Here is a 16,454-nt window from a genome sequence, read left to right as displayed (position 1 = left end):
TCGTTTAATTTAGTGAAGGGAAAACTCCCTCTAAAGCGATACAAAAATTCAAGGTAAGAAAAGGTTGCATGTTCAGATGAGCCTGACTGCCGCCGATCGTCGTGTTATTGTCCGAAGCCGGAATGTTCATTTCCATCATTTCATCACTCGACGTCGAAAAACGATTGGCATAACTGTTGTTTTTACCCGGTAATGCTCCAATCGGATTTGACTGGTCTGCATTTCCACCGATCTGTGGTGTGATCGAGATTGGACCCGAGTGCACATGCGTTGGTATTTGCATGATATTCAGGGTGTGTGCTTGTTCTCCGTCTCTCTCACCCAAAACATGCCCGTTTCCTACGTGCATGGGCACCCTGCCCCGGAGATCCGGTAAGGCAAAATTAACACGACCATCTCCTCCGTAGATAGTACCTAATAACGAAAAAAGAGCCTGATTTTGATTGATAGGCAATAATTGTCCATTGCATTGTGCCCAGCCTTTCGGGGCAAAGCCAAACGAAAAAATAGCGATCTCGGAAAGAAAATGTGTATCTCCTGCTAAAAATCCGCTGTCTGCTCCGCTAAACAATTTGCTCGAATTGAATAAGAGCCCTCCTAATAGCAAACCACTATGCTTTAAAAAATCGCGTCTGTTATTGTTACTCATTTTTAGAATTGTTTGATTTTTTCCGACCGACCTCCCTAGTACCCAAAAACTGCATACACTGCTGACATTCCGTAATGGTCAAATTTTTATTCATTGGATGTAATTAATAATTGTCTTGTAAATGTAAGTAAAAGCCTAAAAAAACACAATTTAAGAGGGGGGGACAATTGGGGGACAAATACTGGACAACAGCATTAAACCACTAAATTTCAGCTGAATAAATAAATTAAATCCAGCTTTGAAAGCACTCCCAAGCCCTCCCACAGAGCTTTTTAAATAGCAATAATTAATACTCAGGGTAAATCACAGTAGTGAAGGCACATGTTTTTCATAGTCAAGTTATTCATTTCAATAAGTAGGGTCTAGCATATACGTCAGGCTCTATAGATGACGTGTTTCTAAGACATTATAAAGGTATTTTATTTTCAAACAGCTTTTTGTAGCGCGAATAAATTTATTGACATATATCAATCTATAATTGCATATATTTTTAAAAAAGTGATCTACGTCACTTTTTTAAAACAACATCCCGGTACAATATCATGTTACAACTACTTCTTAGTTACAGGTTGATATTTACCTCTTACCCTGCATAGTGTCTCCTGTTTCATACCTAGATAGGACGCTAGATATTTCAGGGATACTCTACCTAGCAGCGAAGGGCGGGTTAACGCAAATCGCCGGTACCTCTTCTCTGCACTGGGCAAGCGGCACAGATAGGCTCTTTCTTCGGCATCCCGATAATAACATTCAAGGATTTTACGACCAATAATATTTGCTTCGTAAAAATTATCATAGAGCTTTTCGAGTGAAGCGCGACTGATCTCTATCAGCAGCGTATCTTCTAGTGCCTGTAGGTATTCATCCGTTTCATAGTCTAATCCCAAATTGCGGATGCTTCCAACAATATTTTGTTCTTCGTTGATCCAGGTCGTAATCTCCACCCCTTCGTCTTTGATAAAACCCCGTATCAAACCTTGAACAATAAAATAAACGACATCAGACTGATCGATCGGACTTCGGAGGAATTTGCCTTTTTTGACAAAGACGTATTCTGTATTCTTTAATAAAAACTTGGCGGCATCGGGCGATACCGGGTGTATCTGATCAAAGAAATATACAATTTCTTTACATCCCGTAGGATTAGGTTGTACAGCTCTCGTCATAACTAGTCTCTATTCGACAAAAGTTTTTCTTCTTTTAACTTCGCAAAAGACACTCCTACAATCCGTGATTGTATAATGGAGGTCAATTGACCGAGATATCGGGACAACATATGCCGCACGTTGATTTCACACTGTATTCTTTTCATATGTATATAATTTGATTTTCAGTTGTCATATGGAATACTCATGGGTGTTTGTGCTTCGCTAAACATGAGTATTTCATAATGGTAATTTGTTTGGTATTAATTGTTTGGCAATATCCTCCAGTTGGCTAAATGTCCAATAAACAGGTAGATATTTTACCCACAAAAATAAAATAAATCAGTTTATAAAGGAGCGCCCGACATAAATAAAATTGTTGTCACATCTATGCAGACCTCATGTCCCACATCTTCTTACCTAAGATCTTCGAAAACTACAGATTTATCACTATATTAGCATGAATAACCTTTAAAAATCTAAAAACAAGCAATATTGATGAAGCCGATTTTCGCAAAGGTGCTCGAAAACCTAGATGGTACAATTTATCAGACTCGAAAAATAATACGTCCCTATTTTTCCACCGAGTTCCATTTTCACAGAGAATGCCAGATGACCTACATTGTAGAGAGTGAAGGTAGACGAATTATCGGGGACAGTCTGGACACCTTTGAAAGCGATGAGTTGACATTTATTGGCTCTGATCTACCCCATGTTTGGCACAATGACAAAACATTAACCGTCGAAGACCACAAAGCGAGTTCTTTAGCACTTTTCTTCGATCCAGATAGACTCCTAAATATCTGTGAATCCCTTTTTAATACGGTTACATTAAATGAGTTTTTGATAACATCCAGACAAGGTTTGTTATTTTATGGCGAAACCAAAAACCAGTTAAAACAGATACTCCAAAAAATGGTAGATGCCAATGAGTTACAGCAAACCATCTATCTTTTCGAAATGTTAGAAATTTTAATCCATACCCAGGAGTATAAAATTCTCTCGGGAGCAAGCTATGTCAACACCTATATGAGTAAGGATAATAACGTTATCGATAAAATATTCAGACATGTATTCGACAATTACCGAAACGAGATAATGCTAGACGAAGTAGCGGAAATAGCCAATCTTACGAAGACTGCTTTCTGTCGATATTTCAAATCCAGAACCCAAAAAACGTTTATACAATTTGTAAATGAAGTTCGAATTAGTCAAGCATGCAAACTAATCAGCCAAGAACGCGATCAGATTACCAATATAGCGTATACCTGTGGCTTCAATTCGATGTCCAACTTCAATAAAATATTCAAGTCCATAAAAGGTGTAACCCCTTCCGTGTATAAAGCAGAACTACGAGGTAAACCTGTCTCCACGGAGTAGCAGGTCTAGGTGATGTTTTTAAACGTTGCGTCTATATCCCAACTCCGCCCCACCACTTACCGGTAGATTTACCCCCGTTATAAAGCGAGCTTTGTCCGAAAGTAAAAAGACACAAGCATCAGCGATGACATCACCTTCAGGACAATAACCCAAAAGATGTATGTCTTCTAAAAATTCAAAAACTTGTTCGGGTTCTGGTTGTTCCCAGGCCCAAACTTTCAGCATCGGTGTCATTACAGCAGCAGGCAGTACCGAATTTACACGTATACCATCCTTTGCATAGTCTATAGCCATCGATTTCGTAAGCGCATTGACAGCACCTTTTGTAGCCGAGTATGCGGCATGATTTTCCTGTCCAATATTTCCGACCAAACTACTTGTATTCAATATACAGCCTTTCGAGGCCTGAAGATGGGTATATCCATGTCGTGTAGTGAGAAGAATCCCCTTTAAATTGACATTTATAAGTTTATCCCATTCTTGGTCGGTTGTGCTATGCAAAGGTTTGGCAGGAGAGGCTATTCCCGCATTATTGTGAATAGCGTCGAGCTTACCAAATTTTGCGATCACTTTGTCTATTGCCGACACCACATCTTCTTCGCGCGAGACGTCTCCACATATACCAAGATGATCCGCTCCTATTTCATCGATCGTATCTTTAAGATATTCCTGTTCCAATCCCATTACAGCGACCAATGCTCCAGCCTGTACATAAGCAAGCGTACAAGCTTTTCCAATTCCCGCTGTACCGCCGGTCACCAAGATTACTTTATCTTTTAAATCCATATTAATCTGTATGAAAAACTTCTTCCATATCGGCCCAAATAGCTCCCTTCGCCGCAGCATCAGGTAGCGGAATCTGACAGGGATCCGTTTCTTTCCACCATTGTTGTGTTTCTCGATCTTGAGCCATTTTATGCATGTCTGCTTCAAAATTATCGCCCACGTATTCAAAATAACTGAACAAATAATATTGTCCTTCAATTTCTTTCAGATAGATAGAATAATTCTGAATGTTGCAAACCCGTATCTGTTTTAATACCCCGGGCCATGCTTTTGCATGCAGTTGTTTATAATACGCTAATTTATCCTTTTTGACTCCCGTTACCGACGCAAAGCGCTTGACCTCCACATCTTCTTTTGGCGCTACCGTACAAGCGGTCATCAGCAAAGCCCCCAATAAATATCCAAACAAAGATATCCGGTATAATTTACTTAAAAATTCCATACAGTATAAAAACAATGAATAACAATAATCCAGACAAAAGGCGATAGTTCCCCAATCCCTTCCATGCAGCCCCCTTCAAAGGTTCAAGTGGATTTCGCCAATACAGCTCCCTACTTTGTGCCGTATGCACCACAGGATACCAATAAGAAGTCACAATTTGTATCGCAACGCAAACCAAAAACAGGTAAAATGCCATCATCATAAAAGGGACCTGACCAATCCAGCTTTCTGGCACAAGCTTATTAATTGCAAAGATAATCACCCCTAAAGCAGACCCAATCCATAGTGTTAATTTTGCAGACTTTGCCGATGCTTTTTCCCAAAATACACCAACCACAAATACACAGGTAATAGGAGGCGCTATGTGTGCTATCACATCATTTATTCCATTAAAAATACTTTCATATTTATCCAACAAAGGCAATAAGGCTAACGAAAAGATCATCGCCAGTACAGCCGATACTTTACCCGCCCAGATCAATTGCTTATCACTGGCTTGGGGCTTTCTTTGCTTGTAGATATCATAACTTACCATTGTTGATATCGAATTTAGAGCTCCGGAAATCTGGCTCATCAATCCAGATAATAAAGCAGCCACCAATACCCCTATCAATCCCGAAGGCAACAGTTGTGTAATCATCAACGTATAAATTCCCTTTGAATTTACATTTCCGGCAGCATCCAGCCCCAACGTTGACAAGTCCAATTGTCCCGTTTTATACAATGTAAATGCAAACAACCCTGGCAACACAAAAATAAAAACAGGCAGAATCTTTATGAAGCCACAGAATAGAGCACCTACCCTTCCATGGTTCTCACTCTTGGCCCCAAGTACGCGCTGTACGATAGTCTGATCCGCACACCAGTACCAGATACCCAAAATGGGGTACCCCAAAAACACAGCATACCAGGGCATACCGCTAGCATCACCTGAAGGTCGCAACATCGAAAGCTTGCTCAATTCACCTTCCAGGGCCAAGTTTTCTTTCATAGGTGCCCATCCCCCCATCTTATCAAAAGCAGCATAACTTATAATAAAAGCCCCTATCAGCAGTACCACCGTCTGTATGGATTCCGTAACCACAACAGCACGCAATCCACCTATAATGGTATATAGCCCTGTCACCAAACAAATAGCAGTAATGCTCACATACATATCAAACCCAAATAGGGTCTTAAGCACGATACCGCCTGCTAGCATAGAAAAGGCGATATGAATCACTATAGCCGATACTATTGAAATCATGGTTAGCCATTCCCGGCTCGATCGATCATACCTACGTTCTAAAAAATCAGGCAATGTAGCTACACCCGATTTAAGATAAAATGGCACAAAAAACAAAGCCAACAAGATCAAGGTAAAGGCCGCCATCCATTCAAAATTACCGTTCAGCAAGCCCGTATCGAATCCACTTTGAGCCAGGCTAACAAGGTGTACCGTTGAAATATTGGTAGCAAAAAGTGCCAGCCCGATAGCCGGCCATTTCAAGGACTTTCCGGCTAAAAAATAATCGTCGGCGCTATTCAGTGACTTCTTCCTTTGACGGATGCCTGTCCAGAGCCCCACCAGGAGGATAAACAATATATAGAGCAAAGCAATACTCAAATCAATAGAACTTAACATAGTCTTTTCAATATTTATAATAAGTCACAGCTGCTTCCTACTTCCATCGGGGTATGATACACCCCACCTTCAATATGTACCGGATGGACAAATTTTGATCTAAGATGTGGAATATGTTCTAAAAAAAGTGCTTCGTGTCCCATCGCCATATGATTAAACAACACTAAATGCTGATGCAACTGGCCCATATCTCCCACATGCGGCACGACAGGAATATTATATTTCCGGGCTAAAAGACTCACTGCTATAAACTCACTGACTCCTCCCACCCGAACGGCATCGACCTGCACGAAACCTGTCGCCCCTAGCTGCAAGTAGTTTTTAAAAAGAATACGATTAGGCACATGTTCTCCCATTGCAATTTTTAACGGAGCTATTTGATCGGCCAGGGTCTTATGTCCCAAGACATCGTCTGGATGAATTGGTTCCTCAATCCAGTAGGGGTTGATTTCTTTTAGGTCCCGACATATTGATAAAGCCTGAGGCAAGGTCCACTGTTGATTCGCATCCAACATTACAGTAGCATTATCACCAGCGACCTCTCTTACAATATGAGCTCTCTTTATATCTCTAACCGCATCTTTACTGCCTACTTTCAATTTCTGTCCGTAATTGGGTACCCTTATTAAAATTAAGAGGCTCTTTCGGTGAGATCGGAAATCAAGTTGTATACAATACGGATCAAACTCTAAACTATTTCCCTGTAAATCCTGAGATGTCAACCACAAATGCGGGTTGGATTAATCCAGAAACTGGTATCCGCTATCTAACCATCAATCGTCCAGACCTGGTATCTTCTACTTTTACATGGGAAAAAGTACGAACATTAAACCTAGGGGTTGATATGGGACTCATAAACAATAGACTAACGACAAGTTTCGATTGGTTCAGAAGACAGACTATCGGTATGTTATTCCAACCATTAGGTCTTCCTTCAGTTTTGGGTGCGCCAGCTCCCTTCCAAAACATCACAGATCTGGAATCAAAGGGCTGGGAATGGGAACTGGTATGGAAAGATAAGATTAATAATTTCAACTATTCATTGGGGTTCAACCTATCAGATAATAGGGCATTTATAACCAAACTTGAGAATAATGCAGGAGCTATCAATAATTATCATCAAGACAAAGAAATAGGTGAAATATGGGGATACGTGACAGATCGATACTATACCGTTGATGATTTTGAGCCAGGTTCTCTCAAAGCAGATCTTACCGGAGGGAAACTGAAACCTGGTATTCCATATTTCAATGGTGTCGCACAGAATCCTGGAGATGTATTGTACAAAGATCTAAATCAAGATGGTATTATATTTTCCGGAAATGGGACAATAAATGATCCAGGTGACATGCAGATTATCGGTAATAACCGAAGACGCTACCAATTCGGTATCAACGGCAACTTTAGTTATAAGAACATTGACTTATCCATATTCTTACAGGGGGTAGGTAAAAGGGATCTTTGGATGAGCAACCCGGCTATCTGGCCATTCACCAATGAATTTGCCACACTCTATGAGCATACATTAGACTACTGGACTCCTGAAAACCAGGATGCATATTATGGTCGTGTATACGCTAATGGAGGATTAAACACTGGAGCCAATCGTCGTGTACAAACCAAATACTTGCAAGATGGCTCTTATCTACGGGTCCGTAATATTACAGTGGGATATAACCTAGGCAAAGAGTTGCTAAAAACGAAAAAGATTGAAAACATCCGTCTTTATTTTACAGGAGAGAATCTATTCTTATTTGACAAGCTTCCGCAGGGGATAGAAGCCGATGCGGAGAATATTAGTTCAGGAGGGATATACCCTTACCTCAAAAAATTCAGTGCTGGTATTAATATTAATTTCTAACCCATTACTCCTACTACAATGAAAATAATAAAATCATTTTTACATATATCATTTGCGGCTGCCATCGGTTTTTCGAGCGTAAGCTGTTCCAATCTTTTGGATTTAACTCCGGAAGGATCGTTGGTCGAGAAAACGACGTTTACCTCTTACAATAACTTCGTCACCTATGCATGGCAATTTTACGGCGTATTTCCAGGATACACGAATGCAGTACCAGACTCTGAAGTACATGGGGACTTTTTTGCCAAGGCCAATACCAACGCTACCTCGGATTGGCTCTGGAATAGAATGGTCACCCCTGGGGCGTCAGATGATTACAAAGTGCCATATGAAAATATCAGATCCATCAACATCCTATTGGACAATATCGAGGGATCGACTTTTCTTACGGATATAGAGAAGAAACATATCCGCAGTGTAGGTTATTTTTTCAAAGCCTATAATTATATGAACCTGCTAAACAAATATGGTGGTGTCATCTGGGTAGAAAATGCCATTGATGATGGTGATACAGACATCTTGTACGGTACACCTTCGACGCGTGATGAAATTGCACAAAAAATAACTGACATGCTTAGCTACGCCGAGCAAAATATAAAACTAAGCGGTGATGGCAAAAACACCATAACCAAGCATGTCGTTAGGGCACTTATATCTCGATTTGGTCTGAGGGAAGGTACCTGGCGTAAATATCATGGTCTAAACGATGCGAACAAATACCTTCAATTGTCAATGGATGCATCGAAGGGGTTGATTACTGATTTTCCAAATCTACATGTTGACTATGACGAACTGTTCAATAGTGAATCGCTAGCTAATAACCAAGAAGTTTTACTTTACAAGCAATACGAGGTCAACCAGATCACACATACCTTGTCTTCCTTAGCTAGAAACTCGGCTGGTCGTTGGGATCTAACAAAAGATGCTGTAGACCTATACCTTATGAAGGACGGACAATCGCGCTGGACAAGTCCTACCTTTGATGGAGACAAAACTCCAAACAGCGAATTTAGAAATCGTGACATCAGATTGTATTACACTGTCCCACCTCCATTTAAAGTAACTGTAGCACACCCTAGTTATGCTTGGGCCCATACGGGAGTCGCTGCAGATAGAGAGTATATTGATCTGATGAACACCTTGTCTGTAGCTACGAGAAAAACATTACCTACGTTAAATTGGCAAGGATTGGTCTTGAGACAAGAACCTCATTATGCGGATTATACAAATGGACAACCCTTTAATGTAACATTCACCGGGTATCGGTTCTATAAATTCAGCAACAAGATCAAAATGTTGCAGAACGAAGATATTAATGATGCGCCGATTTTCAGAATGGGGGAAATATTTGTAAACTATGCAGAAGCTGCCTACGAATTACAAAAGATAGATCAAGATATCATCAATCAGACTATTAACAAACTTAGAAATCGAGGAAAAGTAGCAGCTCTGCAGATAAGCGCTATACCTTTGGATCCCAGTAGAGATTCGGAAATCGCTCCTCTGTTATGGAAAATACGTAGAGAGCGTGCTGTAGAACTAATGGGTGAAGGATTCCGATTTGATGATCTGAGAAGATGGAAGAAAATGAACTATGCAGCCAAACAAAAACTGGGAAGATACTTAACGAAAGGAGTAGATGTTCCTCAAACCGCACCTATACCTATTCTCAATGGCGCAACTGCAGGATATATCGCCTACGAAGGGCAACCTCCTGCATTTCCTGACTATTACTATCTGTACCCTATACCCTCTGCCGAAATCGCAATGAATCCGAAAATAAAGCAGAACCCGGAGTGGAAATAATAAATTTGAGGCTGTCTATATGATTTAATTCCATAGAGACAGCCTCTATACTAAAAACACGATGAAAACCACATATATCTTCTGGCTATTTACCATCTGCTGCATGACTCAAACCTATGCACAATCAACCTCTCCAAACATCATTGTTATATTGGTGGATGATCTCGGATACAAGGATGTAGGTTTTATGGGAGGTAATTTTTACCGCACGCCTCATTTGGATAGCTTGTCAAAAGAGTCTATAGTGTACCAACAAGCCTATGCAGCGGCATCAAACTGCGCTCCCAGTCGCGCGAGTCTTTTGACAGGTTTACTACCAAATAGACACGGTATATACACTGTCGGCTCTTCAGAAAGGGGCAAAACAGAAGATAGAAAATTAATTCCTATCCAAAATAACAATACACTGGACAGCACCCTTCCTACTATAGCTACACTTTTGGGCAGCAATGGATACCAAACCGCTTCAATAGGTAAATGGCACCTCAGTGATTCTCCCTCCTCCCATGGCTTTTCATACAGTTTTGGTGGCAACCATACCGGACATAATAAACACTTTTCTCCTTACAAAAACACGGCAATACCCGATGGAATGAAAGGTGAATACCTAACCGACCGAATTACAGACGAAGCTATCGAGTACATTCGTCAACAAAAGGAGACAACGCCATTCTTTCTATACCTTTCTTACTATGCGATACACACCCCTTTAGAAGCACCTGACTCCTTAAAAAATCATTATAAAGGACTCTACGGAACCGGGGAACGAGACTACCCGGTATATGCCGCCATGATTGAATCATTGGACCATAACATCGGCAAGCTCATCTCTGAACTCAAACATCAGGGACTATCGGAGAATACAATACTATGGTTTTGTTCGGACAATGGCGGTATAAATACCATCTCTCCGCAACAGCCGCTCCGCGCTGGTAAAGGTTCTTATTTTGAAGGGGGAGTCCGAATCCCTTTCTTTGTACACTGGCCCAGCCATGTCCAACCACGTCGGGACAGTACCACCTTGGTCAGCCACCTCGACATACTACCTACGATAAAACGAATTGTAAAAGATGACTCACAAATGCAATTAGACGGTGAATCACTGTGGAACAATATGCTGGGACAGAAAAATCTACAAGAACGTGTATTATTCTGGCATTTCCCTATCTATCTTGAAGCCTACAATGAATCCAAGGATGATGGGTTAGATCCAAAATTCAGAACCCGCCCAGGAAGTACCATACGGTCTAAAAACTGGAAACTCCACCATTATTATGAAGACGATACCTACCTTTTATATGACCTATCGACAGATATTGGTGAACGAATAAACAAAGCTTCTGCATGTCCGAAAATCTTAGAGAAGATGAAATTAGAATTGAATAAGAAAATCTTGGATACAAATGCTAAAATTCCAAATAAACTAAATCCTAACTATAAGAACGAATTATGAAAAAATGGCTATTAATTGCTGCTCTCTTCTTCATAACTGAGACATACGCGCAGCAAAAACAACCTAATATCGTATTAATCATGGCTGACGACCTAGGTATTGGAGATTTGGGTTGTTATGGACAGACTAAAATAAACACGCCCCGAATCGATGAACTAGCAAAAAAGGGTGCCCGATTTACCAATTTTTATGCGGGAACTTCTGTATGTGCCCCATCCAGATCTGCTCTCATGACTGGTCAGCACACTGGACATACCTTCATCAGAGGGAATAAAGAAATTGAACCTGAGGGGCAACAACCGCTTGCAGACTCGGTCATAACAATGGCAATGGCATTACAGCAAGCGGGGTACATTACAGGAGCATTTGGTAAATGGGGACTCGGAATGGTCGGAACCAGTGGCGACCCCAATAAAAAAGGATTTAACGAATTCTACGGCTATAATTGTCAACGGCAATCGCATCGATACTATCCTACTCATCTATGGCACAACAGTCAACGTATTGAATTGAAAGGTAACGATCTTACGGGCAAAGTTCATTATGCTCCTGAACTAATACAGGAGAAAACATTAGCATTTCTAGAAGCGAATAAAAACAGGCCATTTTTCTTATTTGTTCCAACGGTATTGCCTCACGCCGAGCTCGCTGGCCCAGATGATGTATTTCACGAAAAATACAAGAATACATTTCCAGAAACGCCACACAAGGGCAATGATTACGGCTCAAATGCAACAATAGCAGGCTATGCCTCTGTTGAAAAACCTCGAGCTACCTATGCTGCAATGGTGAGCAGAATGGATCATTATGTCGGACAGATCGTAGACAAACTACGTGAACTTGATTTGTTGGATAATACCATAATTATGTTTACCAGTGATAATGGGGCTCATCGGGAAGGTGGTGCTGATCCTCTTTTTTTCAACAGTACAGCAGGTTTGCGTGGTTATAAAAGAGATCTTTATGAAGGTGGAATTCGAACACCTTTTATCGTATCGTGGCCCTCTAAAATAAAGGCCAACAAAACTATAAACCATACTGCAGCATTTTGGGATATTATGCCGACAATTGTCGAGCTGAGTGGGAATACAATGGACTCGTATACCGATGGTGTTTCATTTTGGCCAACGTTAAAAGGCAACAGCAAACAGAAGAAACACGAATACTTATACTGGGAGTTTCATGAGGATGGTGGAAGACAAGCTATCTTGGTAAACAATTGGAAATTAATCAAACTAAAAGCCAAAAGTAAGCAACCGGTCTTTGAACTTTACAATATTAAAAAGGATCCGAAAGAAATTCAAAATCTAGCCGATCGATACACCGAAATAGTAAAAAAACTTACGGTACAACTGGAAGCGGCTCATAAAGAAAGTACTGTTTTCCCTTTGTACCCATCAGGAAAATAAAAAATATTCTTCCACATGCAATAACACCTTCTTATCATCGATTTTGAGATAAGAAGGTGTTAAAACTGTTCGTGTATGCTACTTATATTTTTATCAGCCTTTCAGAAAACTGTCCTATTTTTTCAATGCTCAATTGTTGCATCAGCTGGTATAATTGTGCTTTAAACATATTGATAGTATGTGTACCTCCCTCTTCTCCCAATGCTCCTACACCGTACATAAACGGTCTGCCCATAAAATTGAACGAGGATCCTACGGCATACGCTCTTCCTAGATCTACTCCAGAACGAATACCACCATCCAGCATGATAGTCATATTTTTCCGATAGTGCTCATTGCTCGCCAACCGCATCAAGGAATGAATAGAAGACTCGGCCGCATCTAACTGCCGTCCGCCGTGATTGGACACGATGACGCCATCCACTCCAATATGTAATGCATCGTCCATATCCTCTTGGGTGGCAACTCCTTTCAAGACCAAAGGCCCTTTCCAAATGTCACGTATAGCCTTAATCTTGTCGACGGTTACCTTGCCGGTAAAGGTTCGGTTCATAAATTGTCCCAGTTGTGCCAGATCAAGTCCCTTGTCCATATAGGGCTTTAGTGTCGCAAAAGAGGGAATACCTTGAAGTAGGGTTTGTATACCCCAGGTAGGGCAGCGCATCGCTTGTAAAATGGTGGAAGGATTTAACTTTGGAGGCATAGAAAGTCCGCTTTTTATCTCCCGGTAGCGAAGTCCAAACGAGGGTACGTCGACCAATACAACCAACACAGGACATTCGACATCTTTTAATCGTTGTAAAATATCGTCTCGCAACCGATTCTCAGTAGGGTGATAAAGCTGAAACCAGGCTTTGCCTTCGGAAACTTCGGCTATCCGTTCGATACTTGCGGTAGATACTGTACTCAGTATATAGGGAATATCTTGCTGTGTCGCGGATCTGGCAAGTATCTCTGGTGCATTGGGCCACATAAGCCCCTGCAATCCAATGGGTGATATTCCAAAAGGGGCGCTGTATCTCTTGCCAAATAATTCGACGGAGGTATCTATCTGTCCTACTTCTTTCAGGTAGCGTGGTTTCAGTAGGATCTCATCAAAATCATTTTCATTTCGGAATAGATTCAACTCTTCATTACAGCCGCCTTCTAGATAGTCGAAAGCGAATTTGGGTATACGGGACTTTGCTTTTTTCTTAAGGTCCGCAACGGAAGGATATCTTGGATTGTACAACATATTGGTATTTCAACAAATAGAAAGATAAAATTACCGTGTTTTTCGCTATGACAACAACAGGATATTACCCGATCAATACATATTATTAACATAAAACAAAGAAGGAGACGTTTTTAAACGCCTCCTTCTTTGTTTTATCCCTGAACCGGTTCTATATTGAAACCGGCATCTTTGACGACCTGTATGATATCAGCAGCACTGGCACCAGTAGCGCTGACTGTAAGTATCTTATCGCGATCTGCGGTGTCTACCTCCCAGGAATCGATTCCTTCTGCTTTTTCAAGATGGGGAGTTACCTTAGTGACACATCCACCACAATTGATATTTGTTTTGAATTGAAATTTTTGAGTTTCCATATTATACTTGATTTATTGTTATTAAAAAATTATTGTTATTTCTTGAGTTTGAGTCTTAAGCTATTACTGACTACGCTGACACTACTTAATGCCATAGCAGCACCTGCGATCATCGGGTTCAATAGAAAACCATTAATTGGATAAAGCAATCCTGCTGCCAACGGGATACCTATCAAATTGTAGATAAAGGCCCAGAACAAATTCTGTTTGATAGTAGCTACCGTTTGCTTAGACATCCGGATAGCCTGCGGTATTTTCAACAGGTCGGATGAAATTATGGTCATCTTGGCAACATCCATCGCAATATCAGATCCTTTGCCCATGGCAATACTCACATCGGCAGTAGCCAATGCGCTACTATCGTTGATCCCATCGCCGACCATCGCTACCACATGTCCTTGGGCTTGAAGTTCTTTTACAAATTCGGCCTTTTGATGGGGCAATACTTCGGCTCTGTAAGCGGTAATACCGGTCTGTTGCGCAATGGCGGCAGCTGTAGAATTATTATCCCCTGTCATCATATACACTTCTATTCCTTTGGCTTGTAGCTCTTTTATAGCCTTTTTAGAATTATCTTTGACCTTATCTGCTATCGCCATGATGCCTAGCACTGTACGGTCTGTGGCAAACCAAATCACGGTCTGTGCCCTATCTGCCCAGCTAGCTGATAGCTCGGACAACTCTGTAGGAATAGACACCTTGTGTGCCGCAAGAAGAGCTGGGTTGCCCACAAGGTATTTCTCGCCATCGAGAACCGCTTCTACTCCCTTGCCTGTTATACTTTCAAAACTATCTAATCGCAAAGACGTGTATCCCTCTAAATGATGTACTACGGCATCGGCTAAAGGGTGCTCAGATTTTCTCTCGATGGTAAAAAGCACCTGTTTAACACGTGTTTCATTCACCGTCCAGTACTCAGAGACAACCTTGGGTTTCCCTTCGGTTATCGTTCCTGTTTTGTCCAGAACGATCGCTGTTATATTCTTGGATAGCTGTAAGCTTTCGGCATCCTTGATCAGTATACCGTTCTCTGCAGCTTTACCTACCCCTACCATAATGGCTGTTGGGGTTGCCAGTCCCAATGCACATGGACAAGCAATAACTAATACAGTAACGGCTGAAATAAGTCCCATAACCCACGCATTGTCTCCACCGAGTATCGCCCAAAGAATGGCCGTGATTACTGCAATACCTATCACAATAGGTACAAACACTCCTGCAATCTTATCGACTAGCTTCTGTACAGGAGCTTTAGAGCCCTGCGCATCCTGAACCATACGGATGATATGCGCAAGCATCGTATCCTTCCCGACTTTCTCGGCCTTAAACTGAAAACTTCCTTTTTGATTAATTGTACCTGCGTATACGGATTCGCCTTCTTTTTTCTCTACGGCAATGGGCTCACCACTGAGCATACTTTCATCAACGTAAGAACTACCATTGATTACTTTACCATCTACTGCGATCTTTTCTCCGGGTTTTACAAGAACGGTATCACCGATCATCAACTCTTCGATAGGCACGATTTTCTCTTGGCCATCCGGGAGAACTACCAGGACCGTCTTGGGTTGAAGCCCCATTAACTTTTTAATAGCAGTAGACGTATTTCCTTTCGCTTTCTCTTCTAAAAGACGTCCTAACAGGATAAAGGCTATAATGACCGCTGCAGCTTCAAAATAGACATGGGCCTCTATACCGCGAGCCATCAAATAGTCCATGGCGATCATATTAAAGACACTAAAAAGATAGGCTATACCTGTACTAAGCGCAACAAGCGTATCCATATTGGCTTTCTTGTGCTGCAACTGTTTCCAGGCATTGACAAAGAAGTCTTTTCCAAACCAAAGCACAACTGGAGTTGAAAACACTAACATAATCTCATTGGCAAATGGAATATGCATTAAAAACATCCCGATAACCACTACCGGTAAGGAAAGTACGATAGCACCTATGGTTTTGCGCTTAAGGTCTGCATATTTCTTTTCATGGATCTCGTCCAGAACCTCCTGTTGCTTCTCTTCGGATTCGACCAGTATATCAAAACCTATATCTTGTAGCGCCTTCTGCAATTTGGAAGGATCGGAATGTCCTTCCTGAAAATTCACGGTAACTGTCGCCGTAGCAAAATTGACGGATGCGTCTATAATTCCTTCTACTGTCTCGGCCATACTTTCTACGCTAGAAGCACAACTCGCACAACTCATGTTAAGTACTGGGAAGGATTTTTTTATCGGTGTGGATTGTCCAACTTGCATAATTATCTTTTTATCTTTTGATATTACAAAGTTGGACAATCGCGAACCAATAGT

At 41.2% G+C, this 16,454-nt stretch carries 15 protein-coding genes; 5 read left to right on the top strand and 10 right to left on the bottom strand.

Features of this window, described 5'->3' with window-relative positions; translation table 11 throughout:
• Window positions 1–4 precede the first annotated feature (4 nt).
• The 3 genes from B5X76_RS04060 to B5X76_RS21930 form a co-directional block, all read right to left on the bottom strand.
• Window positions 5–649 (bottom strand): phage tail protein, encoded by a 645-nt coding sequence (locus B5X76_RS04060; protein ID WP_079641454.1) that lies wholly within the window; start codon window positions 647–649, stop codon window positions 5–7.
• Between the two features lie 551 nt (window positions 650–1,200).
• Entirely contained in the window at window positions 1,201–1,815 is a 615-nt protein-coding gene (locus B5X76_RS04055) for a Crp/Fnr family transcriptional regulator (protein ID WP_079641452.1), read from the bottom strand.
• 2 nt (window positions 1,816–1,817) lie between these two features.
• Window positions 1,818–1,961: a hypothetical protein gene (locus B5X76_RS21930; protein WP_176140982.1), complete on the bottom strand. Its 144-nt coding sequence runs from the start codon at window positions 1,959–1,961 to the stop codon at window positions 1,818–1,820.
• A gap of 331 nt (window positions 1,962–2,292) precedes the next feature.
• Here B5X76_RS21930 and B5X76_RS04050 point away from each other — a divergent pair, with 331 nt between their 5' ends.
• Window positions 2,293–3,174, top strand: a complete 882-nt coding sequence (locus B5X76_RS04050; protein ID WP_079641450.1) for an AraC family transcriptional regulator — start codon at window positions 2,293–2,295, stop codon at window positions 3,172–3,174.
• A gap of 18 nt (window positions 3,175–3,192) precedes the next feature.
• On the opposite strand, the gene B5X76_RS04045 is transcribed toward B5X76_RS04050, so the two are convergent.
• From B5X76_RS04045 to B5X76_RS04030, 4 genes are read right to left on the bottom strand one after another with little or no spacing between them, the layout of a single operon-like run.
• Window positions 3,193–3,960, bottom strand: coding sequence for an SDR family NAD(P)-dependent oxidoreductase (locus B5X76_RS04045; protein WP_079641448.1), 768 nt, complete (start codon window positions 3,958–3,960; stop codon window positions 3,193–3,195).
• A 1-nt stretch (window position 3,961) separates the two neighbouring features.
• Window positions 3,962–4,402 carry an L-rhamnose mutarotase gene (locus B5X76_RS04040; protein ID WP_245800936.1) on the bottom strand — a complete coding sequence of 147 codons (441 nt, stop codon included), beginning with the start codon at window positions 4,400–4,402 and terminating at the stop codon, window positions 3,962–3,964.
• Window positions 4,386–6,026: a sodium:solute symporter gene (locus B5X76_RS04035; RefSeq protein ID WP_079641446.1), complete on the bottom strand. Its 1,641-nt coding sequence runs from the start codon at window positions 6,024–6,026 to the stop codon at window positions 4,386–4,388. Before B5X76_RS04035 ends, B5X76_RS04040 begins: the two co-directional genes overlap by 17 nt.
• Window positions 6,027–6,040: 14 nt before the next feature.
• A complete protein-coding gene (locus B5X76_RS04030; RefSeq protein ID WP_079641444.1) occupies window positions 6,041–6,754 on the bottom strand; it encodes an enolase C-terminal domain-like protein in 714 nt (237 codons plus the stop codon).
• Between B5X76_RS04030 and B5X76_RS04025 the strand changes: the two genes are divergently transcribed.
• From B5X76_RS04025 to B5X76_RS04010, 4 genes are all read left to right on the top strand, one after another.
• Complete coding sequence (locus B5X76_RS04025; RefSeq protein WP_079641442.1) at window positions 6,742–7,887, top strand: SusC/RagA family TonB-linked outer membrane protein; 1,146 nt, start codon at window positions 6,742–6,744, stop codon at window positions 7,885–7,887. The genes B5X76_RS04030 and B5X76_RS04025 overlap by 13 nt on opposite strands.
• Before the next feature lie 18 nt (window positions 7,888–7,905).
• Window positions 7,906–9,693 (top strand): RagB/SusD family nutrient uptake outer membrane protein, encoded by a 1,788-nt coding sequence (locus B5X76_RS04020; protein ID WP_079641440.1) that lies wholly within the window; start codon window positions 7,906–7,908, stop codon window positions 9,691–9,693.
• 61 nt (window positions 9,694–9,754) lie between these two features.
• Window positions 9,755–11,146, top strand: a complete 1,392-nt coding sequence (locus tag B5X76_RS04015; protein ID WP_079641438.1) for a sulfatase — start codon at window positions 9,755–9,757, stop codon at window positions 11,144–11,146.
• A complete protein-coding gene (locus B5X76_RS04010; protein WP_079641436.1) occupies window positions 11,143–12,555 on the top strand; it encodes an arylsulfatase in 1,413 nt (470 codons plus the stop codon). Before B5X76_RS04015 ends, B5X76_RS04010 begins: the two co-directional genes overlap by 4 nt.
• Window positions 12,556–12,637: 82 nt before the next feature.
• Here the strand turns inward: B5X76_RS04010 and B5X76_RS04005 are convergent, their stop codons facing one another.
• From B5X76_RS04005 to B5X76_RS03995, 3 genes are all read right to left on the bottom strand, one after another.
• Window positions 12,638–13,789: an alpha-hydroxy acid oxidase gene (locus tag B5X76_RS04005; RefSeq protein ID WP_079641434.1), complete on the bottom strand. Its 1,152-nt coding sequence runs from the start codon at window positions 13,787–13,789 to the stop codon at window positions 12,638–12,640.
• 134 nt (window positions 13,790–13,923) lie between these two features.
• On the bottom strand, window positions 13,924–14,145 hold the full coding sequence (locus B5X76_RS04000) for a heavy-metal-associated domain-containing protein (RefSeq protein WP_079641432.1): 222 nt from the start codon (window positions 14,143–14,145) through the stop codon (window positions 13,924–13,926).
• Between the two features lie 35 nt (window positions 14,146–14,180).
• The gene (locus B5X76_RS03995) at window positions 14,181–16,400 is read right to left on the bottom strand and encodes a heavy metal translocating P-type ATPase (RefSeq protein WP_079641430.1); all 2,220 of its coding nucleotides are present in this window, start codon (window positions 16,398–16,400) and stop codon (window positions 14,181–14,183) included.
• Between the last annotated feature and the right edge of the window lie 54 nt (window positions 16,401–16,454).

The organism is Sphingobacterium nematocida (assembly GCF_900168125.1).
Taxonomy (GTDB): domain Bacteria; phylum Bacteroidota; class Bacteroidia; order Sphingobacteriales; family Sphingobacteriaceae; genus Sphingobacterium; species Sphingobacterium nematocida.
This window is presented reverse-complemented; position numbering and strand designations above follow the sequence as displayed.

Bases quoted from the DNA above. Each gene is read 5' to 3' on its own strand.
- B5X76_RS04060 (WP_079641454.1), bottom strand. From the start codon at position 649: ATGAGTAACAATAACAGACGCGATTTTTTAAAGCATAGTGGTTTGCTA.
- B5X76_RS04055 (WP_079641452.1), bottom strand. From the start codon at position 1,815: ATGACGAGAGCTGTACAACCTAATCCTACGGGATGTAAAGAAATTGTA.
- B5X76_RS21930 (WP_176140982.1), bottom strand. From the start codon at position 1,961: ATGAAAAGAATACAGTGTGAAATCAACGTGCGGCATATGTTGTCCCGA.
- B5X76_RS04050 (WP_079641450.1), top strand. From the start codon at position 2,293: ATGAAGCCGATTTTCGCAAAGGTGCTCGAAAACCTAGATGGTACAATT.
- B5X76_RS04045 (WP_079641448.1), bottom strand. From the start codon at position 3,960: ATGGATTTAAAAGATAAAGTAATCTTGGTGACCGGCGGTACAGCGGGA.
- B5X76_RS04040 (WP_245800936.1), bottom strand. From the start codon at position 4,402: ATGGAATTTTTAAGTAAATTATACCGGATATCTTTGTTTGGATATTTA.
- B5X76_RS04035 (WP_079641446.1), bottom strand. From the start codon at position 6,026: ATGTTAAGTTCTATTGATTTGAGTATTGCTTTGCTCTATATATTGTTT.
- B5X76_RS04025 (WP_079641442.1), top strand. From the start codon at position 6,742: ATGTCAACCACAAATGCGGGTTGGATTAATCCAGAAACTGGTATCCGC.
- B5X76_RS04020 (WP_079641440.1), top strand. From the start codon at position 7,906: ATGAAAATAATAAAATCATTTTTACATATATCATTTGCGGCTGCCATC.
- B5X76_RS04015 (WP_079641438.1), top strand. From the start codon at position 9,755: ATGAAAACCACATATATCTTCTGGCTATTTACCATCTGCTGCATGACT.
- B5X76_RS04010 (WP_079641436.1), top strand. From the start codon at position 11,143: ATGAAAAAATGGCTATTAATTGCTGCTCTCTTCTTCATAACTGAGACA.
- B5X76_RS04005 (WP_079641434.1), bottom strand. From the start codon at position 13,789: ATGTTGTACAATCCAAGATATCCTTCCGTTGCGGACCTTAAGAAAAAA.
- B5X76_RS04000 (WP_079641432.1), bottom strand. From the start codon at position 14,145: ATGGAAACTCAAAAATTTCAATTCAAAACAAATATCAATTGTGGTGGA.
- B5X76_RS03995 (WP_079641430.1), bottom strand. From the start codon at position 16,400: ATGCAAGTTGGACAATCCACACCGATAAAAAAATCCTTCCCAGTACTT.